The 22,673-nt window shown below is 47.0% G+C and carries 21 protein-coding genes; 8 read left to right on the forward strand and 13 right to left on the reverse strand.

The features are described from left to right. Position 1 precedes the first annotated feature (1 nt). Both L5M37_RS04845 and L5M37_RS04850 read left to right on the forward strand, forming a co-directional pair. Positions 2 to 619, forward strand: coding sequence for a paraquat-inducible protein A (locus L5M37_RS04845; protein ID WP_263199602.1), 618 nt, complete (start codon positions 2 to 4; stop codon positions 617 to 619). Continuing rightward, positions 606 to 3,245, forward strand: a complete 2,640-nt coding sequence (locus L5M37_RS04850) for a PqiB family protein (protein ID WP_263199603.1) — start codon at positions 606 to 608, stop codon at positions 3,243 to 3,245. The genes L5M37_RS04845 and L5M37_RS04850 overlap by 14 nt, the downstream gene beginning before the upstream one ends. A 139-nt stretch (positions 3,246 to 3,384) precedes the next feature. Here L5M37_RS04850 and L5M37_RS04855 read toward each other — a convergent pair whose 3' ends face one another. Continuing rightward, positions 3,385 to 4,611, reverse strand: a complete 1,227-nt coding sequence (locus L5M37_RS04855) for a nucleoside recognition domain-containing protein (protein WP_263199604.1) — start codon at positions 4,609 to 4,611, stop codon at positions 3,385 to 3,387. Positions 4,612 to 4,833: 222 nt separating this feature from the next. Here L5M37_RS04855 and rsmF point away from each other — a divergent pair, with 222 nt between their 5' ends. Further along, positions 4,834 to 6,279, forward strand: a complete 1,446-nt coding sequence (gene rsmF, locus L5M37_RS04860; protein WP_263199605.1) for a 16S rRNA (cytosine(1407)-C(5))-methyltransferase RsmF — start codon at positions 4,834 to 4,836, stop codon at positions 6,277 to 6,279. 242 nt (positions 6,280 to 6,521) lie between these two features. On the opposite strand, the gene L5M37_RS04865 is transcribed toward rsmF, so the two are convergent. The 9 genes from L5M37_RS04865 to apbC form a co-directional block, all read right to left on the reverse strand. Continuing rightward, a complete protein-coding gene (locus L5M37_RS04865; RefSeq protein WP_173244540.1) occupies positions 6,522 to 7,310 on the reverse strand; it encodes a TatD family hydrolase in 789 nt (262 codons plus the stop codon). Positions 7,311 to 7,443: 133 nt separating this feature from the next. Beyond that, entirely contained in the window at positions 7,444 to 7,770 is a 327-nt protein-coding gene (locus L5M37_RS04870; RefSeq protein ID WP_028759752.1) for a PilZ domain-containing protein, read from the reverse strand. 6 nt (positions 7,771 to 7,776) lie between these two features. After that, positions 7,777 to 8,733 carry a DNA polymerase III subunit delta' gene (gene holB, locus L5M37_RS04875; protein ID WP_173244537.1) on the reverse strand — a complete coding sequence of 319 codons (957 nt, stop codon included), beginning with the start codon at positions 8,731 to 8,733 and terminating at the stop codon, positions 7,777 to 7,779. After that, positions 8,727 to 9,353 carry a dTMP kinase gene (tmk, locus tag L5M37_RS04880; RefSeq protein ID WP_028759750.1) on the reverse strand — a complete coding sequence of 209 codons (627 nt, stop codon included), beginning with the start codon at positions 9,351 to 9,353 and terminating at the stop codon, positions 8,727 to 8,729. Before tmk ends, holB begins: the two co-directional genes overlap by 7 nt. A 22-nt stretch (positions 9,354 to 9,375) precedes the next feature. After that, the gene (gene mltG, locus L5M37_RS04885; protein WP_263171984.1) at positions 9,376 to 10,413 is read right to left on the reverse strand and encodes an endolytic transglycosylase MltG; all 1,038 of its coding nucleotides are present in this window, start codon (positions 10,411 to 10,413) and stop codon (positions 9,376 to 9,378) included. After that, entirely contained in the window at positions 10,410 to 11,219 is an 810-nt protein-coding gene (pabC, locus tag L5M37_RS04890) for an aminodeoxychorismate lyase (RefSeq protein ID WP_263199606.1), read from the reverse strand. Before pabC ends, mltG begins: the two co-directional genes overlap by 4 nt. Before the next feature lie 5 nt (positions 11,220 to 11,224). Beyond that, on the reverse strand, positions 11,225 to 11,806 hold the full coding sequence (gene dcd, locus L5M37_RS04895) for a dCTP deaminase (RefSeq protein ID WP_028759747.1): 582 nt from the start codon (positions 11,804 to 11,806) through the stop codon (positions 11,225 to 11,227). 31 nt (positions 11,807 to 11,837) lie between these two features. Beyond that, the gene (udk, locus tag L5M37_RS04900; RefSeq protein WP_028759746.1) at positions 11,838 to 12,476 is read right to left on the reverse strand and encodes a uridine kinase; all 639 of its coding nucleotides are present in this window, start codon (positions 12,474 to 12,476) and stop codon (positions 11,838 to 11,840) included. A gap of 11 nt (positions 12,477 to 12,487) precedes the next feature. Continuing rightward, positions 12,488 to 13,603, reverse strand: coding sequence for an iron-sulfur cluster carrier protein ApbC (gene apbC, locus L5M37_RS04905; protein WP_263199607.1), 1,116 nt, complete (start codon positions 13,601 to 13,603; stop codon positions 12,488 to 12,490). A 160-nt stretch (positions 13,604 to 13,763) separates the two neighbouring features. On the opposite strand from apbC, the gene metG reads away from it, so the two are divergent. Further along, positions 13,764 to 15,833: a methionine--tRNA ligase gene (gene metG, locus L5M37_RS04910; RefSeq protein ID WP_263199608.1), complete on the forward strand. Its 2,070-nt coding sequence runs from the start codon at positions 13,764 to 13,766 to the stop codon at positions 15,831 to 15,833. A gap of 270 nt (positions 15,834 to 16,103) precedes the next feature. Then, a complete protein-coding gene (locus L5M37_RS04915; protein ID WP_263199609.1) occupies positions 16,104 to 17,060 on the forward strand; it encodes an AEC family transporter in 957 nt (318 codons plus the stop codon). A gap of 152 nt (positions 17,061 to 17,212) precedes the next feature. On the opposite strand, the gene L5M37_RS04920 is transcribed toward L5M37_RS04915, so the two are convergent. Together L5M37_RS04920 and L5M37_RS04925 are read right to left on the reverse strand one after the other, a co-directional pair. After that, positions 17,213 to 17,965, reverse strand: coding sequence for a Nif3-like dinuclear metal center hexameric protein (locus L5M37_RS04920; RefSeq protein ID WP_263199610.1), 753 nt, complete (start codon positions 17,963 to 17,965; stop codon positions 17,213 to 17,215). Between the two features lie 70 nt (positions 17,966 to 18,035). Beyond that, the gene (locus L5M37_RS04925; protein ID WP_198572315.1) at positions 18,036 to 18,506 is read right to left on the reverse strand and encodes a glycine zipper 2TM domain-containing protein; all 471 of its coding nucleotides are present in this window, start codon (positions 18,504 to 18,506) and stop codon (positions 18,036 to 18,038) included. Positions 18,507 to 18,560: 54 nt separating this feature from the next. Here L5M37_RS04925 and aat point away from each other — a divergent pair, with 54 nt between their 5' ends. The 3 genes from aat (at position 18,561) to infA (ending at position 20,272) form a co-directional block, all read left to right on the forward strand. Next, positions 18,561 to 19,274 (forward strand): leucyl/phenylalanyl-tRNA--protein transferase, encoded by a 714-nt coding sequence (gene aat / locus L5M37_RS04930; RefSeq protein WP_263199611.1) that lies wholly within the window; start codon positions 18,561 to 18,563, stop codon positions 19,272 to 19,274. Next, complete coding sequence (locus L5M37_RS04935) at positions 19,261 to 19,971, forward strand: arginyltransferase (RefSeq protein ID WP_105252670.1); 711 nt, start codon at positions 19,261 to 19,263, stop codon at positions 19,969 to 19,971. The genes aat and L5M37_RS04935 overlap by 14 nt, the downstream gene beginning before the upstream one ends. A gap of 82 nt (positions 19,972 to 20,053) precedes the next feature. Further along, a complete protein-coding gene (gene infA, locus L5M37_RS04940; protein ID WP_006081934.1) occupies positions 20,054 to 20,272 on the forward strand; it encodes a translation initiation factor IF-1 in 219 nt (72 codons plus the stop codon). Between the two features lie 116 nt (positions 20,273 to 20,388). Here infA and clpA read toward each other — a convergent pair whose 3' ends face one another. Continuing rightward, positions 20,389 to 22,656, reverse strand: coding sequence for an ATP-dependent Clp protease ATP-binding subunit ClpA (gene clpA, locus L5M37_RS04945; protein ID WP_263199612.1), 2,268 nt, complete (start codon positions 22,654 to 22,656; stop codon positions 20,389 to 20,391). Positions 22,657 to 22,673 lie beyond the last annotated feature (17 nt).

Raw genomic sequence — 22,673 nt, forward strand, 5'->3', positions numbered from 1 at the left:
TATGAAACAACAAGGTAAAGATATCGGCCTATGTCTCTGTAAAGTGTGTCGCCAACTCAACAGCAGTGAACTCACGCACTGTCAGCGCTGTGAAACTGAGTTGCACGTCAGGGACTATTCCAGCCTGCAAAAAAGTTGGGCTTTGTTGATTACCGCTGCCATCTTACTGGTGCCAGCCAACATTTACCCTATCACTATGCTGACCAACCAAGGCCAAGTGCGGCACGACACGATTTTTTCGGGCATTTTACATTTAGTGCATTCAGATATGCTGCCTATTGCCATCATAGTGTTTACCGCCAGTATTTTAGTACCATGGATTAAAATCATCGGCTTATCCATTTATCTGTGTGCGATCAGCTTTGATATCCCGATTTCAAAAAAGAAATTGATGGTGGGTTTTCACATCATCGAATGGATTGGCCGCTGGTCAATGCTCGATTTATTTGTCATCTCAATCACAGTGGCATTAGTGAACATAGGACAATTACTCGACGCGAAACCAGCGCCTGCGGCTACCGCATTTGCCTTGGTGATTCTGTTAACTCAGTTAGCCGCAAAAGTTTTAGACACTCGTTTACTCTGGGATCGATTGGAACCTCAAGATGACACAAATTGAATCGCCGAAAGTTGTAAAGAAAAAACTCTTTTCGCCCATTTGGCTACTTCCTATTGTCGCGTTGGCATTAGGTGCTTGGCTGGGCATTAAGAGCATTAAAGAATCGGGAGTTGAAATTCAAATTCACTTTCCGAGCGCCACTGGGATTGATGTAGGTAAAACCTTAGTCAAATACCAAGGTTTGACTGTCGGTAAAGTGAAAGACATTGGCATAGATGAAGATCTCAAAGGCGTGAACGTCAAGGTCATGATGGACTACCGCGCTAAGCCTTTCTTGAATAAAGAAACCCTCTTCTGGCTTGTCACACCTAAAGCAAGTATTACAGGTGTTGAAGGCTTAGATGCGCTGTTTTCCGGTAACTATATTGCTATCCAACCAGGGAAAGGTAATGCCTCGACCTTTTTTGAAGCAGAACGCCAACCGCCGCCGATGCAAATCGGCTCAGAAGGTGTGATGGTCGAATTGACCTCCGATAAACTGGGTTCGCTCGATGTTGGCTCGCCAATATTTTTTCGCCAAATCCCCGTGGGTAGCGTGGTCAGCTATCGTTTAGATGGCAATCAAAGAGTCATTATCAGCGCTTTCATTCAAGAGCAATATGCACGGTTAGTGAAGAAAAATTCTCACTTTTGGAATGTTTCTGGCGTCAAAATTGATGCTTCACTAACTGGGGTTAAAGTCAGTTCAGAGAGTTTGGCGTCCATTCTGGCTGGCGGCGTGAGTTTCAGCTCTGACGATAAAGCAGACATAGCTAAAAACGGTGACGTTTTTTCGCTTTATGATTCAGAAACCACCGCCCTTGGCGGCATAGAAATAAACCTAACCATGGCTGACGCTAACGGTGTCGACAAAGGTACCCGCATCGTTTATCGCGGCATGAGCATTGGCAGTATTTTAAGTAAACAACTCACGTCCAATGGTGTTACAGCCGTGGCTAAGTTTGAACCTCAATACGGTTCACTGTTAACTAACAACGGCGTGTTTTGGCTTGAAGGTGCTGATATTTCCCTCTCAGGTATTAAAAATCCAGAACGTTTACTGACAGGTAGCGTGATCAACTTCCTGCCAGGCATCAACACCAAAAGCGCGGTACCAAGCAGCTTTGCCTTACAATCAAAGGCACCTGATTTACTGCAATCAAAGAAGCGTTTCTTGACCTTAACCTCAGCCGAAAACATGGGCATTTCAGCGGGCGCTCAAGTTCGCTTCAAGCAAATACCCATCGGTTCAGTGCTTGCGGTTAAGTTAACCAAAGATTTATCGGCGGTGGAATACCAACTCGAGCTACAACCTGAGTTTGCCAGTCTAATTCGCAGCGACAGCTATTTTGTGCCTGAGTCGGCATTAACGGTAAACGCATCGTTAGACGGTGTCTCAGTCAAAGCAAGGGATTTTACAACGCTCACTCAAGGTGCAGTTAGCTTGATCCAAGGTCAAAGCGACACACCTTTAGCTGCTAACAGCGCTCTGACCCTCTTTAGCTCTGTGGATGCCGCGACAGCTTTTTATGATCGTCAGCAGCAAGTGCATTTAACGTTAATCAGTCAAGATGGCGCCGATGTCAGCCAAGGCTCACCGATTTACTATAAAAAAATGCAAATTGGCACAGTTGACTCAGTGAACTGGCAAAGCAAAACCGAAGACTTCGCTATCAAGCTAGCTATCGACAAACAGTTTCAACCCTTGCTGAAAAAGCCAAAAGTATTCTGGCGTAACAGCGCCGTGGATATCAGTGCCAGTCTTGCCGGTATTGATGTCGCCGTTGCCCCGCTACAAGGGGCATTAAAGGGCAGCATCAGTCTGGGACTGCTTGATAGCAATGACAAAGTGAGCAATACAACCCCGTTAAAACTCTATGAGAGCAAGCAGTTAGCATTAAGTCAGGCGCAGGCGATTCGCCTCACATTACCCGCCTCCAGCAAACTGACGGCCAAGGCCGCGATTCGCTATCAAGGTCATCAAGTGGGTGAAGTGTCGCAGGTGAAGCTCAATGCGGATCTTAATACACTCACAGCTAGCGCATATCTCTACGGGGAATATGCCGAACATTTCAGCCGCAGTGACTGTGAATATCATTTAGTGGATGCACAAATTTCTCTGGCGGGGATCAAAGCGCCAGAAACGCTGATCACAGGTCCTTACATAGGAGTCTTACCGGGTAAGGGCAGTCAAAAAGCGACCCAGTTTGTTGCCAACCTCGCTGCCAGCAGCTATGCCAATGTTGCCGAAGATGCGCTGAAATTCATTCTAGAAGATACTAGCCTAGGCTCAATGAAAGTCGGCACACCTATCTTCTTCCGAGGGATTAAAGTCGGTCAAATCGACGGTTATAGCCTATCGACACAGGGTAATAGTGTATTGATGCAGGCCCATATCGAGGCACAGTACAGTCACTTAGTGAATCAAAGCAGTCAGTTCTGGGATGCTTCTGGGATTAAAGTCGATGTTGGCCTCTTTTCAGGTGCGCAAATCGAAGCCGGCTCGCTGGAAACCTTACTCGCTGGCGGCATTAATGTCGCGACTAAGGACACGACTCAAGAGGGTAATCGTTTAGCAGCAGGAACAGTATTAAGATTGCAACACAAAGCCGAAAACGCATGGCTGGAATGGGCGCCAGCCCAGTAAACCTTTTCATCAAAATACTTACACCAACGCACTAATATTAAAGCTCTTACAAATCAATCAGGCGCATAATGCGCCTGATTGATTTTCAGCTTATCGAAATGTCATTGACACATTCTAGGGCGCTCAACACTCTAACCCCTTATCCATAAAACCAATAACAAACGGCAATCGCAGCGCTGATCCCCGCAAAATCCGCGGTTAACCCACAGGCTAAGGCGTGGCGGCCATGGCGAATACCCACAGAACCAAAATACACGGCGAGAACATAAAAAGTAGTTTCAGTGCTGCCCTGAAAAATCGCCGCTAATCGGCCAGCAAAAGAATCGACGCCGTGATGATCCATTGTCTCGAGCATCATGGCTCTGGCGCCTGAACCACTAAAAGGCTTCATCAGCGCGGTCGGCATAGCATCGACAAAACGCGTATCAAAACCCAATATCCGCACGCCAGTGGCAATCAAGTGCAACAGATAATCCAAGGCGCCGGATGCGCGCAGTAAACCGATCGCTAATAGCATGGCGAGCAAATAAGGGATCAGTTGGATAGATTGGGCAAAACCCGCCTTCGCCCCTTCAATAAACTCATCATAAACCGCCACCTTACGGATGCCAGCAACAATGACGAAGGTAAACACTAATAACAATAAAATGCCGTTACCCATTGCCGTCGACACTGTGCCAATGGCTTCAGCACTTAAGGTCATCAGATAAAAACCACTCGCCACTAGGCCAGAGAGCATCAAGGCGCCATAACCGAGCACCACAGAGTTCAATAACGAAATTCGCTGCACTAACGCCACTACCAGTAAGCCCGCCAATGTCGAGGCCGAGGTTGCCAGTAAAATCGGTAGGAAAATATCCGCAGGCGCGGCTGCACCTTGCTGGGCACGGTAAAGGAACACCGTCACAGGCACTAAGGTCACAGAGGAAGTATTAAGCACTAAGAATAAGATTTGTGCATTAGTCGCCACGGTTTTTAGTGGATTCAAACTCTGCAAATCATGCATCGCCCTTAAACCAAGCGGCGTGGCGGCATTATCTAAACCAAAAATATTCGCCGTTAAATTCATCGTGATACTGCCAAAGGCGGGATGGCCCTTGGGCACTTCTGGCATCAAACGGCGCAGTAAGGGCTCAAACACAAAGGCGATAGCGCTGACCACTCCGGCCTTCTCGCCCACCTGCATTAACCCCATCCACAGGGAAAGTACACCAATCAGGCCAAGGGCAATTTCGGCGGCAAGCTTAGCGCTCGCAAATAATGCGGCGACCGAAGCCGATAGGACTTCTATGTGTCCATTGAACAGTTGCACCGCTATTGCCAGCAATGCCGTAACAAAGAAAGCTAACCACACGCGATTCAGCACGCTAATCCCCTTATTTTTATTTGTTTTTATTCTATTAGCTCATGACTACTGAGTGCTAGCTTTATGGCGACTCATTGCAATATTGCGGCAATCGTCTGTGCATAAACATAAAGCATCATAACGGCTGAGGCACTTGGGATAAAATCTCAGACCCAATAAGGGATTATGATATACTCGCGCCAGTTGATACACAGTCTATTTTCCTATGGTTCAATGAAATCAATGGTCCAATTAAATCAAAATTTTATCGATACAATCACCCAAGAACTCCCCGCCCATTTATCCATGGACGAGTTTATTGCCGCCTGCGACAGGCCGCTTAGACGTTCAATTCGGGTCAATACCTTAAAAATCAGCAGTGACGACTTTAAGACCTTGATGCAACCTAAGGGCTGGACGTTCGATCCTATTCCTTGGTGTGAAGACGGATTTTGGATCAGTTACGACGAAGAAGAACAGCTCGGCAATGCCTTAGAGCACATTCAGGGTCTATTCTACATTCAAGAAGCCAGCTCTATGTTGCCGCCGACCGCACTATTTACGCCTAGTGCAAAGTGGCAGTGCGTACTCGATCTCGCCTCCGCACCCGGTTCAAAAACCACTCAAATGGCCGCATTGATGCAAAACCAAGGCTTATTGGTGGCTAATGAGTATTCGGCGAGCCGCGTGAAAGTATTGCACGCCAATGTGCTGCGCATGGGTGCGAGCCACTGCGCCCTCACTCATTTCGATGGCCGTGTATTTGGCGAATACCTGTACGAAAGTTTTGATGCCGTGCTTATCGATGCGCCCTGTGGCGGTGAAGGCACAGTGCGTAAAGACACCGATGCTCTAAAACACTGGAGCCTAGACGATGTGCTGGCGATTAGCGAAACCCAAAAAGCCTTAATCGAATCGGCGTTTCTCGCCCTGAAACCCGGTGGCAGTTTGGTCTACTCAACCTGCACCTTAAACCGCCTCGAAAACCAAGGCGTGTGCGAGTATTTAAAGCAAGTCTACGGCGATGCGGTGCAGTTTGAATCCTTAAGCGATTTATTTGATGGTGCAGATCGAGCTACAACGCCCGAAGGCTTCTTACATGTCTGGCCACAGATTTACGACAGTGAAGGTTTCTTTGTCGCTAAATTGACAAAAACCGCCTCAGTGCCGCGTTTACAACCAGAGCCTACACTACAGAAAAATTTTCCCTTCACGCCCGCATCAGCGAAACAAGCCCAAGGGATCAAAGACTATTTTCAGCAGGATTTAGGCATCAGCTTACCGGACGAACTCATCATGGTTCGCGATGATGAATTCTGGCTATTTCCGCATGAATTCAACGCTTTTATCGGCCGTATGCGCTTTCAGCGTATTGGTATTAAACTCGCCGATAACAGTAAACACGGCTTTAAAGTCCGCCATGAAGCGATTATTGCATTAGCAGGAAAACAACTCAGCCCAACCGCAAAAACGGTCGATGTGAGCGATGTTGAAGCGAAAGAGTATTTGATGGGGCGAGATATTGCCCTAAACACCGCAGTGAAAGCTCAAGGTGAAGTGATCGTCTGTTATGGCGGTGCACCATTAGGCATGGCGAAACATTTAGGCAATAAGTTAAAAAACAACCTACCCAGAGACTTAGTGAAAGATAAAGTGTTACTACTACCAGAACAGGCGAAATCGTTATAATTTCGCTGTTTTTTAGCGATAAATAACCTAAAAAAGGGGGAAAGTGAGCGCGACTATAAGACAAAAGCTCGACTACACTCAGTCTATTGTAAAGCGCACTGCATGGCGCTTTCACCTGTAGCGCACGGCTCTTCAATGAGCCATTCCCCTAGGCCCAAGCAGCTTTAATCGTTTTGGGCCTTTTTTTATGCCTGTACGCTAACAATCACACAATCGCATAAAGTGATTCAAAGCACTTGCAGCTAACGGCCAACTAAACGCGCTGCATCTTTGAATAAATTAAAGAAGTTATTGCTGGTGTATTCAGCAAGATCTTCGTAACGCTCACCTCTAAGCTCTGCCACAAACTCAGCCACATCACGCACATAGGCAGGCTGATTTTCTTGTCCACGGTGTGGGATCGGCGCCAAATAAGGCGAGTCCGTTTCAACTAGCAGACGATCCTGAGGCACTTTGCGAATAACGGTTCGCAGATCACCCGCATTTTTAAAAGTGACTATGCCAGAAACCGAAATATAAAAGCCGAGATCAATCGCCGCTTTCGCCATCTCCCAGTTCTCGGTAAAGCAATGCAGCACGCCGCCAACGTTATCCGCGTTACCCTGCTTAAGCATAGTGATCGTGTCTTCACGTGCATCACGGGTATGGACAATTAGAGGTTTATTCACTTCTACCGCAAGGGCAATCTGCTGCTCAAAACATTGTTGTTGCAGCAGTTTAGTTTCGTCGGCATAAAAATAATCTAACCCCGTTTCACCAATCGCGACCACTTTAGGATCGGTGGCAAAGCGACGAATTTGCTCAACATCGAGGCCTTCTTTAACGTCTAATGGATGCACACCCGATGACAAAAATACCTGTTCGAAGGCTGCAACTTTATCTCGCATCGATTCAAATCCCTGCTGGCGTACATTCACGCACAACATATAGTCCACGCCACGGGCTTTAGCATTAGCAAGAATCTGTTCTAAGGTTTGTTGATCAGGCGCCGCTTTGAGGCGATCGAGATGGCAGTGTGAATCAATAAGCACAAGGATTTCCAAGCAGAGTAACAAAGGACGACAAGGATACCCAGCCAAGAGATCGAGGTCAAATTCAACAGAAGTAAATAGCCAGTTTAGGCAGTGAACAAACGTTTAAACCAGATCAATAATGCAGGCTAAGCTACATAGTGCAGGTTAGATCGCCGGAGGCGAGTTCGCGGGACAGTAACTTTTCGATATGGTGTTTATGGCTATCTGGCTCAGAAATAATTTTAATGCCAATCCCCACAGGGCGGCCACCCGACGCTCCTAAGGGATTAATCCACACCACAACACCACGAAATTCATTAGTGAGGGTTGCGCCGGGTAAACGATACGCAATCGTCAGCGGTTGGCCAAGATAATGACTTTCACTGGTCGCAATAAATAATCCTGCCGGCTTAATAAAAGGCATATAGGCACGATATAACTGATGTAAAGTATCAAAATTAACGACGAGATCTACCATGGCATATTACTTATTTGTTATCTCTCTATATTCTAAGACATAACTTTGACACAGGGCCAGATAATTGACGCTCGGCATTGTGCTTAAGCTATGACACATTCCCATGATCTTAGCCGCCAAATTCCCGAGCTGCGCATGAACAAACGCATCTTGATGGCTATTTTTCAGTAAAACCTGTCGTATAAGTAGGTACAAAACCTTAAGAACATCAATTATTTGTTGTTCACTTATTATTAACAAACTAGCACACAGATGACCAGACGACAAACTTTGTGCCCAATCTTTGCGAAATTGTAGCAAGGATTGATACCGACTCTGTTGGCTACCCTCAGACTGCAAACTCTCAGCCAACTTTAACGGCCCCCCCACCACACTCAAACACCAAGTCACATCCTCTTGAATACCACATCGCTGGGCAAGCCAGTTTTTGATGACCTCTCGACTCGGAACGACAAAGGGAATGCGTTGACAACGACTGCTAACCGTCGCCATCAAACGTGCAGGCGTATCCGACTGCAAAATCAGTAAGGTGTCTTTACCTGGCTCCTCAAGGGTTTTAAGGAGTGCGTTCGCGGCTGCGGAGTTAAGACGCTCGCTGTGGTGGATAATCGCTACACGCCTGCCACTTTGCTGTGCGGTGGCTGTCAGACGCGTACACAGCTCACGAATTTGATCGACTTTAATTTGATTGCCATCGGCGGCGATATGATAAAAATCAGGATGATTGCCAGCATCATAGAGCTGACAAGACTTACAAAAACCGCACGCGCCCACAGGCGTTGGCTGCAAACACATAGCAGCGCGCGCCATAAACACACTCAGCAACTCACCGCCATAGGCTGAATCAATGCCCACGAGTTGTGCGTGAGGTATTTTTTGACGCGCTAATTGAGCTAAAAATGCCTGTCTTGGCCCTTCGAGCCAAGGTAATTGCTCAGCCGTAAATCCGGACTCGGCTACCATACCATCGCCTGAAGCACGGCTAAGATATCTTTGTGCACTTCGGCCATAGTTTGGCTCGCGTCTATAACCACAATACTGTCATCTTCGCTGGCAAGTTTGAGATATGTAGCGCGTGCGCGCTCAAAGAAATCAATCGCTTGTTGCTCAATTCTATCAAGCTCACCACGTTTAGCTGCGCGGGTAAGCCCAAGCTTAGGATCTAAATCTAAGTACAAAGTAAGATCGGGTTTAAATCCCTTTAGTGTTGCAGTGCTCACTGCTTCCACTAACGGCATTAACCCTCGTCCACCACCTTGATAAGCTAATGACGATAGATTGTGTCTATCACCCAATACCCATTGCCCTTGCGCAAGCGCGGGCTTTATTACATTGGCAACTAACTGAGCTCTGGCAGCATAAATGAGTAAACACTCGGCCTCATCACACAGGGGATCGTTCGCATCGGCAATCTTAACTAAATCACGGATACGTTCAGCCAATGGTGTACCGCCCGGTTCGCGGGTGCAAATCGGTGCTTTACCCGTATGCTTTTCAATAAAGTCGCGAATAAGGTTAATCGCACTCGACTTACCTGCGCCTTCTAAGCCTTCAATAACGATAAATTTTGCAAAAACTGACATTGGATTTTCTTTCTCTGCATTTTTACTTTGGTGATTTTTCTGGCGTCGCTGGTTTTGTCTTACGCTGATAGACGTCTACAGCATGATTGTGTTCTTCAAGCGTGGTTGAAAACACATGGGTGCCATCGTTGCGCGATACAAAATAAAGGTAACTCACACTGGCGGGCTTAGACACGGCCATCAATGAGGCTTTACTCGGTGCAGCTATCGGCGTTGGCGGCAATCCAAAGATACGATAAGTATTAAAAGGCGTCTCTTCGACTAAATCTTTGCGGGTGATATTACCCTTATAGCGATCACCCATGCCGTAAATAACGGTCGGATCGGTTTGCAGACGCATACCTAGGTTAAGACGATTAACAAATACACCGGCGATTTGCTCACGCTCATGGGCTTGGCCGGTTTCCTTTTCAACTATCGATGCCAAAATCAGCATTTCATAGGGCGATTTTAACGGCAAATTTGGCGCCCGTTCTGCCCACGCTTTGGCAAGCTCCTGCTCCATCATTTTATAGCTTTGAGTCAGCATGACTTTAGCATCCGCCTCGGCGGTATAATGATAAGTGTCGGGGAAGAATTTTCCCTCAGGCAAACCAGAATCATCGCCTTGTGTCATCAATACCGCAGCAAATGCTTCTGGTGACATTTGTAAATGCGGAGCACTGGTAAGCTGTTGTTCCCATTCCACAATAGTTTTACCTTCAACTAAGGTCAAACTAAAGGTTTTTACTTTCCCAGCGATCAAATCATTGAGTAAATCAGTAATCGTTTGTGAAGGTGATATTTCATAAAGTCCCGTGCGAATTTTGGCAAGCTCAGGACGGAACTTAAGTAGCCACTTGAGTTTCCACGTATCTTGAATAACGCCGTCATCGGCAAGTTGCTGTGCCAGTTGATTCACACTGGTGCCGCGCTCAACCTTCAACTCTTTAGGCTCACTGAGGCTCAGCGGCGTTTGACTGTATTCGACAACCGTTTGATAGCCCCAAAAGGCACCCAAACAGACTAAGGTTAGCAAGGTCAACAGGGTTGAACTGGCGATAATAATGATTTTTTTCATAGAGTGAGTGAAAGTGTCTGTCTAAGTTGCGCGGTAATCGGAGCACGGGTGAACTTGAGCGAGTCTATCGCCAGTACATCCACAATCCCTAAAACGCTGTTAGTGATAAACGCTGAGTCAAATTCGATTAAACGCTCGGCGCCAACGGGCAAACATTCGATATTCATGTTCTGTTCAAGCAAGGCCAACATTATCTGTTCGCGCATCACCCCCGCCACGCCACACAGGGCTAATGAAGGCGTGATAATGCGATTATCTTTGATAAAAAACACATTCGCCATCGATGATTCAATCACATTCTCCTCGATATCTTTGACTAACCAGTCATCAAATCCCTGCGGTAAAGAGTGTGATTTAATCAAAACTTGTTCGAGTCGATTTAAATGCTTCATCCCTGCCAACAGAGGCTGCAAACCCAATCGTACCGACGAAGTTTTAAGGCTAATACCCTGTTGCTGCCACTGAGCATAATGGCCGGGGATAGTATGAACTGAGACGATTTCGGTAGGATTAACCGTTTCTGGCGGTGTATAGCCACGGCCACCAGCACCACGGGAAACGATTAACTTAATGCAATGATGAGGATATTCAATGGCTAAGGTATTCAGTTGCTGTTGCAATGCTTCACTCATTTGCCATTGAAATCCCAGCCTTGCGGCGCCTGCGGTTAAACGGGCTTGATGGGCTTCAAAAAACATAATCCCCTCAGCGTCCGTTCGCATCGTTGCAAACAGGCCATCACCGTAGGCAAGCCCTCGATCGGAAGGGTCGACACTTGCCTGCGATGCGCCATTCACCCAGAACACGCGTGTTAGTCCTGACTGATACGGCTAGCCACCGCTTCTTGCTGATCTTTGTACTTGGCACTCTTACGAGTGTTATAAGGACGTGCAACCGCATGATTTAAGCGTTCAAAGTTAAGCGCACCTATAGTCATGCGTGGACGCAAAGCTAAAGGTAACTTGCCGCTGTTATAAAACTCGAGCACAATTTTACCTTGCCAACCCGGATCGATACGGTGCGCCGTTACGTGTACCATCAGGCCTAAACGCGCTAGAGACGAACGGCCATCAAGCCAACCGACGATATCAGCAGGTAAAGTTACGCTCTCGTAAGTCACAGCCAAAGCCAATTCGCCAGGATGCAAGAAAAATGCTTCGCCATCGGGGATTTCGATAATCTCACTCATCACCCGATCGAGCGCCGCTTGCATCTCAGCACTTGGACCACTCAAGTCGATAAAAGGCGCGGTATGATCTTTAAAGACGCGAAACTGTCCACCTAAGCGCACATCAACACTGACGCCTGAAATAGCTTCTATGCCTGGGCGAGGTTCTATTACGATAGTGCCGTTATCAAGGGCCTGTTCAATTTCGATATCGGTTAAGCGCATCTTGCCTATTACTCCTTGAGTTTTTATGTCGTTATTTTGCCAGTAAATGTTGGATACGAGTCTTTAAAATATCGGTCGCAATACGATTTTTGCCGCCACGGGGAACGATAATATCGGCGTATTGTTTCGAGGGTTCGATAAACTGTAAGAACATAGGACGCACGGTTTTCTTGTACTGTGAAATCACAGACTCCATAGTACGGCCCCGCTCGGCCACATCACGAGTTAAGCGACGTAGGAAACAAATGTCCAGCGGCGTGTCCATAAACACACTCGCGTCCATCAGGGCACGTAACTTAGGATCGGTCAGCAATAAGATACCTTCTAAAATGATCACCTTTTTCGGTGTCATCTTTAAAGTTTCTGCAGTGCGTGTATGTTCTGTATAGCTATAACAAGGGATATCAACAGCTTCGCCAGACTTGAGCAACTGTAAATGCGTGCACAACAATTGATGGTCCAGCGCTTTTGGATGATCGTAATTCGTTAATACCCGTTCATCCATGGATAAATGACTCTGATCGCGATAGTACGCGTCTTCATTAATTACCCCAATTTGATCTGTGCCTAAATCGCGGCGCAATTCGTCAAAAATCGTTTTGGCAATTAAACTTTTGCCCGATGCTGACGCGCCAGCAATTGCAATAATGACACACTGCTGAGAATTCATACCCTTAAACCTTACTCGTCATCTGAAACACTAATAGAAACTGTTTTCTGGCTTTGTTTTAAAGCCAATTCTGCGCCCACTTTACGGGCAATTTCCCGATAAAGAGCTGCGACTTCACTGTCAGGATCGGCAACGACGGTCGGCGCACCATTATCCATGGCTTCACGGATATTGATGTGCAGCGGCAAAGCGCCTAACAGTGGAACTTGATAGCGTTCAGCGATTTTACTGCCGCCGTGTGTTCCAAATGGATGTTCTTTATGACCACACTCAGGACATAAATGGAAACTCATGTTCTCGACAATACCCAGCACAGGAATGTTCACTTTCTGGAACATATTGATGCCCTTCTTGGCATCGGCCAGCGCGATATCCTGCGGTGTAGTCACGATAACGGCGCCGCTCACAGGAACTTTTTGCGATAACGTGAGCTGAATATCCCCTGTGCCTGGTGGCATATCAACGACTAAATAATCCAGTTCTGGCCATTGGGTTTCATTCAGTAACTGGGTTAACGCGCCCGCAGCCATTGGGCCACGCCACACGGCAGCTTCATCACCACTGAGCATAAAACCAATCGACTGCGCGGCAATACCATGGGCACTGGCGGCAGTCATATGTTTGCCATCGGGGGAAAGCGGTCTGAAATTAGGAATACCTAACATCATAGGCACTGACGGGCCGTAAATATCCGCATCGAGAATACCCACCTGCGCACCTTCAGCCGCTAATGCCAAAGCTAAGTTCACCGCTGTGGTTGACTTACCCACGCCGCCCTTACCTGAGGCTACGGCAATTACTTGCTTCACATTGGCAATCGGCGCAATAGAAGATAACGCTGAGTAGGCTTTAGGTTGAAAATCGATTTCACACTCGACTTCATCAATAGCATCGAGCACCGCTAACTTATTCGTCAGCGCCATAACAGTGTCGCGATACTGAGTCATACAAGGATATGGATAGACTAAGCCAAGCTGCAAACGCTTACCTTCCAATGCCAGCTTATTTACGCATCCTGCGCTCACTAACCCTTTAGCGAGATACGGGTCAACAAATGAATCGAGAATAGCCAGAACTGGCCCGAGAAGATCGTCATTCAGACGATAATCAGTTTGAGTTGAAGACAAAAGAATTACCCCCACCAATAAATTTGCCCAAGTGTACCAGATAATGCAGAAAACATTAGCGCAGATTTAGCTCAATTGGCTCAGGTTTTGATGAAAATCATCCTGTAATCGGTTAGTATCTCTACCAATATTTTTGGCCCACCACGATATTTGAGACAAGATGGCAACTTCACAACGTAAAATTCTCGTGACCAGCGCACTTCCCTATGCAAACGGACCGATACATTTAGGTCACATGCTGGAATACATACAGACAGATATCTGGTCGCGTTATCAAAAGCTTCGTGGACATGAGTGCCACTATATTTGTGCCGATGACGCCCATGGCACGCCAATCATGCTTAAAGCACAGCAATTAGGCATAGCGCCAGAAGACATGATTGCCCAAGTGAACAAAGAACATCAGCAGGATTTTGCCGATTTCAATATCGCCTTCGATAACTATCACAGCACCCACAGCGATGAAAACCGCGTACTGGCGAGTGATATTTATCTCAAGCTACGTGCGAATGGCTATATCAAGAGCAAGAGTATTTCTCAACTGTTCGATCCTGAGAAATCCATGTTCTTGCCAGACCGCTTCGTAAAAGGCACTTGTCCTAAGTGTAAGTCACCGGATCAATACGGCGATAACTGTGATGCCTGCGGCGCGACTTACAGCCCAACTGAGCTCATCAATCCAAAATCAGCAGTATCGGGTGCGACACCAGTGATGAAAGACACTGAGCACTTTTTCTTCGACCTGCCCGCCTTCGAAGGCATGCTAAAAGAGTGGACTCGCTCTGGTGCCCTGCAAGTCGAAATGGCCAATAAACTCGACGAATGGTTCGAGCAAGGATTGCAGCAATGGGATATCACCCGTGATGCACCGTATTTTGGTTTCGAAATTCCCGATGCGCCAGGCAAGTATTTCTACGTTTGGCTAGATGCGCCTATCGGTTATATGGGTTCGTTCAAAAACCTCTGTGACAAACGCCCTGAGCTGAGCTTTGAGGAATTCTGGGGCAAAGATTCAACCGCCGAGGTTTATCACTTCATCGGTAAAGACATAGTCTACTTCCACAGTCTGTTTTGGCCAGCCATGTTACACGGCTCAGGTTACCGCCAGCCAAACAGCGTCTATGCCCACGGCTATGTGACGGTCAACGGCGCTAAGATGTCAAAATCCAAAGGCACTTTCATCAAGGCGCGAACTTATTTAGATCATTTAGATCCTGAATATTTACGTTACTACTACGCCGCCAAACTCAGCAGCCGTATCGACGATTTAGATTTAAATCTCGAAGATTTCGCCCAGCGCGTGAATTCAGACTTAGTCGGTAAGCTAGTGAACTTAGCCTCGCGCACTGCAGGTTTTATCACTAAACGTTTCGATGGCAAGCTAGCGAAAATTAACGACACCAAACTGACTGAGGCGTTTCTAGCCAAGCAAGAGGTGATTGCCGAATTTTACGAGTCGCGCGAATACGGCAAAGCAATGCGCGAAATCATGGCACTGGCGGATATTGCTAACGGTTTTGTAGCCGATGCTGCGCCTTGGCAAATGGTAAAACACGATGATCAACAGGAAGCGGCCCATCAAGTGTGTTCAAATGCCTTGAATCTGTTCCGTATTCTAGTGACGTATCTCAAACCTGTATTGCCACGTTTAGCCCAAGATGTGGAAGCCTTTTTCCAACTACCGCTCACTTGGAGTGCATTGAACCAAGATTTAGCGGGTCATGAAATCGCGCCATTCAAAGCCATGATGCAACGTGTTGAGCTGGATAAAGTAAATGCTATGGTTGCCGACTCTAAGGATAACCTGCAAGTCACGGCCGACGCACCAAAGACGGCTGCGCCTGAAAAGACGGTTGAATCATCTAATGTCAGCAGTGAGCCTCTGGTTAACGATCCTATTAGTGAAACCATCAACTTTGATGATTTTGCTAAAATCGACCTGCGTATCGCTCGTATCGTGAAAGCCGAGCATGTTGCTGACGCTGACAAGTTACTGAAGTTGCAGCTCGACATCGGCGGCGAAACACGCCAAGTGTTTGCAGGGATCAAATCGGCCTATTCGCCAGAAGATCTCGAAGGCAAACTAACTGTGATGGTCGCCAACTTAGCGCCACGTAAGATGCGTTTTGGTATGTCAGAAGGCATGGTTTTGGCCGCTGGCCCTGGTGGCAGCGACCTGTGGATTTTAGAACCCCATGAAGGCGCACAGCCTGGCATGCGAGTTAAGTAATCTGCGCTAGATAACGCTCGAAAATCAATAAGGCCGCATTTTATGTGGCCTTATTTGTTGGTATCGATTGTTTGAGCCGATTCGTGGTCGCAAGTGTCACTCAGTCTTTTAAAAGACTGAGTTTAAGCCATTTAATTTTAACTGAGTGGTTTAAGAGACCGAGTTAAAACTCGTATTTCTATCGACAAGATATTCACGGCAATGTGACATTCATATCAGTGACAAGTCTAAAATCGACGCAGTGCTAAATGAATAACTCGAGGAGTCGTTATGGGAAATATCGTTGAGCAGTTGCTGTTTTCGGCCTCGATTACGGGTCCCATCTGTTTGATGTTAGCGCTCGGTGTGATCCTAAAACGCACCCAAATCATCAATGAAAACTTTATTGATGTCGCATCAAGATTAGTCTTTAACGTGACGCTGCCAGCCTTGCTGTTCCTTAGCATCATTAGTTCCAATCACGATCTCGCCTCCAGTGCGCCCTTAATTGGCTATGGTTTAGCAGCCAATTTCCTGTTTTTTATACTCTCCACCTATGCAACTGGGCGGCTATTTCCCAAGCACAAAGACCAAGGTGTGATCATTCAAGGGGGTTTTAGGGCCAATACCGCGATTATCGGCTTAGCTTACGTTTCCAACGCCTATGGGAGTTCTGGTGTTGCCTTAGCCGCGGTCTATGTTGCCTCGATGACGCTGCTGTATAACATTCAAGCGGTTATTTGCCTAAGCCCTAAAGGTGAAGAATCCAGCCAACGTGCATTTGGCATGATCATCAAGACCATCACCAAAAACCCGTTGATCATTGCCATTATGGCCGGCATCTTGTTCTATTTGCTTGCTATTCCAGTACCGAAAATGGTGCTCGATGCGGGACAATACTTTGCCAATATGACCCTCCCATTAGCGCTACTGTGTACCGGCGGTTCGCTCGATGTTGGTTCACTCAAACATGAAAAGCATACAACTTGGTTCTCGACCGCATTGAAACTGATCTTTGCCCCGCTTTTTATCACTATTGGGGCCTTGCTGTTGGGTTATCGAGGGATTGAGTTAGCACTGGTTTTTTTAATGAGTTCTGCACCCACCGCAGCCGCAAGCTATGTGATGGCGCGCGCCATGGGTGGCAATGCGCCCCTTGCGGCCAATATTATTGCGCTAACCACAGTCTGCTCGCTGATCACGTGCACCTTAGGCATCTTTGTATTGTCCACTTTGGAGCTGATCTAGCAGCAGCTACGAGCTGATTACACAAACGCTAGAGAAAGGGATATAAGTGACTATAAGTAATAATAAACCACAATAAAAAAGGCGAGCCATGCTCGCCTTTCGTTTAGGAATAAAACAGTTAGATGGTCATCATAAGCCGCTTTATGAATGGATTAGACCGGATTGGTGATATCCACAAAATGGTGCACGAGATCAAACTCGCGGGCGAGGTGACGGCCTAAGGCTTGAATGCCAAAACGTTCTGTCGCATGGTGCCCCGCCGCAAAATAATGTATGCCCTGCTCTACCGCACTGTGGAACGTTCGCTCGGACACTTCACCACTGATAAACGCATCCACACCTAAACTCGCCGCAACATCGATATAATCCTGTGCGCCACCAGTACACCAAGCTACATGTTGGATCTTTGCATCGCTATCACCAATATGCAGTGGGGCTCTGCCTAACGCATTCTCAAGGGTGTGAGAAAATTCGCTAGCACTGACGGCAAGATCAAGTTTTCCAAGCCACAGTAGCCCCTGAGCCACCTCTTCGATGGCTTCTGCGTCGATGATCCCAAGCTGTCTCCCCAAAGTCGCGTTATTACCGAGCATTGGGTGGGCATCTAAGGGCAAATGATATCCAAACAAGCTAATATCATGCTTGAGCAGCGCCTTAATTCGGCGTTGTTTCATGCCTGTGATCACTTCAGGCTCATTCTTCCAAAAAAAGCCGTGATGAACCAATATCGCATCGGCGTTTAATCGAATCGCTTCATCGATCAAGGCCTGACACGCTGTCACGCCCGTGACTAAGGTGCGGATCTCATCCTTGCCTTCTACCTGCAGCCCATTGGGTGCGTAATCCTTAAAGGCCGACACATGTAAAAAATCGGCTAAATATTGGCTTAGTTCTATCCGTGTCATTGCATTACCGTCCGTTACTCTAGATGACCATTTACTGAAGATGAGAATTTATCCAATATGAGACAATCGCTTACATCGCGATATCAACACGCACGCCACCTTGCAGGTACACCACTCGAACTCTGTCACCCGCGTTAAACGTCATGCCAGCATCGTAATCTTGGATCACCATGACCTGAGTACCATCTTCTTGATTGATCATCAGTTCCACCAGCTTAAACGATTGCACGCTAGTACCGCTGCCATAACGGTTACCGATACCCCCACCAATCAAGGCACCTAAAATCGTCGCCACATCTCGACCCGAACCGCCACCAAACTGATGACCAATCACCCCACCCGCTAAGGCGCCGCCGAAGGTTTTCCAACCTTGATTACGGTCTTCAATTAACTGGGTTTCGGTGATATTACGTACCGAAGTGATATCGCCATAGAGTACTTTCTCAACTGGCACGGCTTGATTGCGATCATAGCCAGCATTAGCGGGGCTGATGATAAAAGCAAAAATAAACATAAAGCTTGCTAGAGTAGGTTTCCACATATCTGAATTTCCGCTAACTTAATAATAAGGTCTATAACTAAATCATACTCAATTGTGAAGTCACTGTCTTTCCTGAATCACGAATTTGACGCTTTTCCTTCGCCCGAGCACGCCTTAACCGATCCTAATGGTTTATTGGCTATCGGCGGCGACTTACGTCCTGAACGTTTACTCTCTGCTTACTACAACGGTATTTTTCCTTGGTTTAATTCTGACGATCCCATCCTATGGTGGTCACCGGATCCCCGCGCCGTGTTTATTCCAGGTGAAATTCACATCAGCACCAGCCTGCGTAAATACTTAAAAAAACAACCTTGGCGGATCACAATCAATCACGCTTTCACCGATGTGATGGCGGGATGTGCGCAGCCAAGAGAAAAACAGAGCGGCACTTGGATCACCCAAGAAATTCAAATGGCCTATCGCGAATTGCATCACACAGGTCATGCTCACTCCATTGAAGTGTGGGAAGGTGAACGTTTAATCGGTGGGCTTTACGGCTTAGCGATCGGCCAAGTATTTTGCGGCGAATCCATGTTTCACCGTAAAACCAATGCGTCCAAGGCCGCCATTGCCGCACTGCAACAACATTTACTCAAGATGGGATTCAAACTCATCGACGCACAAGTGATGAATCCCCACCTAGAAAGTTTGGGAGCTAAAGCTATTAAACGCATTGATTTTATAACGTTACTGAGCGAACTGAGAAACAATCCCGTGGACCCAAATACTTGGGCCACTAAAGAGGTCATCCTTGAACTCGAGTAAAGCATCGATCGCTATCGGTATCAGTCAAATATTTCCCTGCAGCTACCTTGATGGCCAACAGGAGCAGCTACTCGTCATCCAAGAAGATACGCTCGATCCCATTTTATTTGAGCGTTTGCTCGCAGTGGGTTTTCGCCGCAGTGGTAGCTCTATCTACAAACCACGTTGCCCTAGATGCAGTGCATGCCAACCAATCCGTGTGCCAACGCATGAATTTGTCCCATCGAAACGCCAAAAACGCACTTTAGCAAAAAACCAAGATCTGACCTGGCGTATAACATCGGAGCAAACCGCCGAACAATATGCCCTGTATGAACATTACATTCGTGGGCGACATTTTGACGGCCCCATGTTTCCCCCGAGTGAAGATCAATATAATCACTTTCTTTTTTGCCATTGGTTACCGCCAACGTTTGTCGAAGTCTATGATGGAAATAAATTATTGGCAGTTGCGGTCACTGATAGTTTGCCCAATAGTCTTTCGGCAATTTACAGCTATTTTGACCCCGACGAAGAACATCGCTCCCTCGGCGCACTGTTGATTTTAATTCAGTGTCGACTGGCGAAACTCATGAATAAAGAATTTGTTTATCTCGGATATCAAATAGATGAAAACCGTAAGATGTCTTACAAGCGTTTGTATCGCCCATATCAAATTCTGACACCGACGGGCTGGGAGTATTCCCAAGTTTGCTAAGTACTTCCCCTTTACAGCGGGGGGAATTTGGGGCATGATACGCCCGTTTTTTATATTCGAAGGCTAATGGGATAATTAATTAATGGCGAAAGAAGACAACATTGAAATGCAAGGCACTATCCTTGAAACCTTGCCAAACACAATGTTTCGTGTAGAGCTTGAAAATGGTCATGTGGTGATAGCCCACATTTCAGGCAAAATGCGTAAAAACTACATCCGGATCCTCACTGGCGATAAAGTTACCGTCCAGCTGACTCCTTATGATCTGACCAAAGGTCGCATTGTCTTCCGCGCACGCTGATATAGCCTCTTAGATTTAAAAACCCGGCAAGGCCGGGTTTTTTTGTTTGCGAAAGATGAAAAAAATGGCTGCAATTGCAGCCATTTTTATGTCTAAAACTAATGGATAATCAAGCGTTAAGCTTTTGTTGTCGCTTTTTCGTGACGTTCGGTGCGAATGACAATCTCGCCCTCCTTCACATCCACATGCGCCACTCCGCCGGACTCTAAGACACCAAATAAGATCTCGTCTGCCAATGGACGTTTGATCAATTCGGTCACGACCCGAGCCATTGGACGTGCGCCCATGTTCTTATCGTAGCCTTTCTCGGCCAACAAGGTTCTGGCTTCGTCGCTGACTTCCAAAGTAACGTGTTTTGCATCCAACTGAGCCTGCAATTCCACCAAGAATTTATCGACCACTTTGGCGATAATCGTCATATCCAAATGATTGAACCAAATGATGGAATCGAGACGATTTCGAAATTCTGGCGAAAATACTCGATTAATTTCAGATAATGCATCTTGGGTGTGATCTTGCTGGGTAAAGCCGATCGACTTACGAATAGTCTCCTGTACACCCGCGTTAGTGGTCATCACCAAAGTCACATGTCTGAAGTCAGCCTTACGACCATTGTTATCGGTCAAAGTACCGTGATCCATCACCTGCAACAGCAGGTTATAGACATCACGGTGGGCCTTCTCAATTTCATCCAATAGCACGACACAGTGCGGATTTTTAATCACAGCATCCGTGAGCAAGCCACCTTGGTCATAACCCACATAACCAGGAGGCGCACCAATCAGGCGTGACACTGTATGGCTTTCCATGTACTCAGACATGTCAAAGCGCACCAGTTTCATCCCCAAGCAGTTGGCCAGTTGGTTAGTGACTTCGGTTTTACCCACACCGGTGGGACCGGCGAATAAGAAGCTCCCCACAGGTTTTCGGTCCGCACCTAAGCCACTGCGCGATAAGCGAATGGCCGAACTCAGACTCTCAATGGCCTTATCTTGGCCAAAGACCACCATCTTAAGGTTACGCTCAAGGTTACGCAGTAAGTCCTTATCAGTAGCGGATACCGACTTCTCAGGGATACGTGCCATTTTCGCCACAATCGACTCAATCTCGGCCTGGCCTATGGTCTTTTTACGTTTGCTCATAGGCAGCATCACCATACGCGCACCCGCTTCATCAATCACATCGATGGCTTTATCAGGTAAATGCCTGTCGTTGATGTGCTTGGCCGACAATACTGCAGCGCTGCTGATCGCGGCCTGAGTATAACGAACCCCATGATATTCTTCGTATTTAGACTTAAGCCCCATCAAAATCTTAGTGGTTTCTTCCACTGAAGGCTCATTGATATCCACCTTTTGGAAACGACGTGCAAGTGCGCGGTCTTTCTCAAAAATACTTTGATATTCTTGGAAAGTTGTCGAGCCCATGCAGCGCAAGTTACCGCTAGATAGTAAAGGTTTCAGCAGATTAGAGGCATCCATTACGCCGCCAGAGGCCGCGCCCGCACCGATAATGGTATGGATCTCATCGATGAATAGGATGGCATGCTTATCAGCCGCCAGTTCTTTTAACAGGTTCTTAAAGCGCTTTTCAAAGTCGCCGCGATACTTAGTTCCCGCCAGCAGTGAACCTAAATCCAAGGAATACACTGTGGCTTCAAGCATCACATCGGGCACTTGTTTATTGACGATACGATACGCCAACCCTTCGGCAATCGCCGTTTTACCTACACCCGCCTCACCCACTAACAGTGGATTATTTTTACGGCGACGGCACAGGGTTTGAATCGCGCGCTCAATTTCTTGGTCGCGACCAATCAGTGGGTCGATGATCCCTTGCTTAGCGAGCAGGTTTAAATTGGACGCAAATTGCGACAACATACTGCGCTCTTCGCTGCCTTCGCCCTGATCTTCAACACGTTCTTGATCTTGATGTGACTCAGCATCATCATTTTTGGCGAAACCATGGGAAATAAAATTCACTACGTCTAAGCGACTAATGTCGCAGCGGCGCAGTAAATACACGGCTTGGGATTCTTGCTCACTGAAAATGGCGACTAACACGTTAGCGCCGTTCACTTCATTGCGACCCGATGACTGCACATGGAATACTGCCCGTTGCAGCACTCGCTGGAACCCAAGCGTCGGCTGAGTTTCTTTGTCATCATCAATATCGGCAATGATTGGGGTTGTTTGTTGGATAAAGCTTGCCACTTCATCTCTGAGTTTATCTAGATTCGCTCCACAGGCGATTAACGCTTCTTGAGCCGCAGGATTGTCGATCAGAGCTAATAACAGATGTTCCACTGTCATATACTCGTGACGCGCGTCTCTGGCTTGCTGAAACGCCAGATTTAAGGTGACTTCCAGATCTTTGTTCAGCATAAGCACCCCCAAAATTA

Origin of the sequence: Shewanella sp. SM69, from assembly GCF_025653985.1 — a bacterium.
Lineage (GTDB): Bacteria > Pseudomonadota > Gammaproteobacteria > Enterobacterales > Shewanellaceae > Shewanella > Shewanella oncorhynchi.

What these genes read in the sequence shown, in the direction of transcription:
- L5M37_RS04870 (WP_028759752.1), bottom strand. Translation starts at nt 7,770, where the DNA reads ATGGTAGATCTCGTCGTTAATTTTGATACTTTACATCAGTTATATCGT.
- rsmF (WP_263199605.1), top strand. Translation starts at nt 4,834, where the DNA reads ATGGTCCAATTAAATCAAAATTTTATCGATACAATCACCCAAGAACTC.
- udk (WP_028759746.1), bottom strand. Translation starts at nt 12,476, where the DNA reads ATGAATTCTCAGCAGTGTGTCATTATTGCAATTGCTGGCGCGTCAGCA.
- infA (WP_006081934.1), top strand. Translation starts at nt 20,054, where the DNA reads ATGGCGAAAGAAGACAACATTGAAATGCAAGGCACTATCCTTGAAACC.
- metG (WP_263199608.1), top strand. Translation starts at nt 13,764, where the DNA reads ATGGCAACTTCACAACGTAAAATTCTCGTGACCAGCGCACTTCCCTAT.
- L5M37_RS04925 (WP_198572315.1), bottom strand. Translation starts at nt 18,506, where the DNA reads ATGTGGAAACCTACTCTAGCAAGCTTTATGTTTATTTTTGCTTTTATC.
- mltG (WP_263171984.1), bottom strand. Translation starts at nt 10,413, where the DNA reads ATGAAAAAAATCATTATTATCGCCAGTTCAACCCTGTTGACCTTGCTA.
- L5M37_RS04915 (WP_263199609.1), top strand. Translation starts at nt 16,104, where the DNA reads ATGGGAAATATCGTTGAGCAGTTGCTGTTTTCGGCCTCGATTACGGGT.
- holB (WP_173244537.1), bottom strand. Translation starts at nt 8,733, where the DNA reads ATGGTAGCCGAGTCCGGATTTACGGCTGAGCAATTACCTTGGCTCGAA.
- L5M37_RS04845 (WP_263199602.1), top strand. Translation starts at nt 2, where the DNA reads ATGAAACAACAAGGTAAAGATATCGGCCTATGTCTCTGTAAAGTGTGT.
- dcd (WP_028759747.1), bottom strand. Translation starts at nt 11,806, where the DNA reads ATGCGCTTAACCGATATCGAAATTGAACAGGCCCTTGATAACGGCACT.
- tmk (WP_028759750.1), bottom strand. Translation starts at nt 9,353, where the DNA reads ATGTCAGTTTTTGCAAAATTTATCGTTATTGAAGGCTTAGAAGGCGCA.
- clpA (WP_263199612.1), bottom strand. Translation starts at nt 22,656, where the DNA reads ATGCTGAACAAAGATCTGGAAGTCACCTTAAATCTGGCGTTTCAGCAA.
- L5M37_RS04920 (WP_263199610.1), bottom strand. Translation starts at nt 17,965, where the DNA reads ATGACACGGATAGAACTAAGCCAATATTTAGCCGATTTTTTACATGTG.
- L5M37_RS04850 (WP_263199603.1), top strand. Translation starts at nt 606, where the DNA reads ATGACACAAATTGAATCGCCGAAAGTTGTAAAGAAAAAACTCTTTTCG.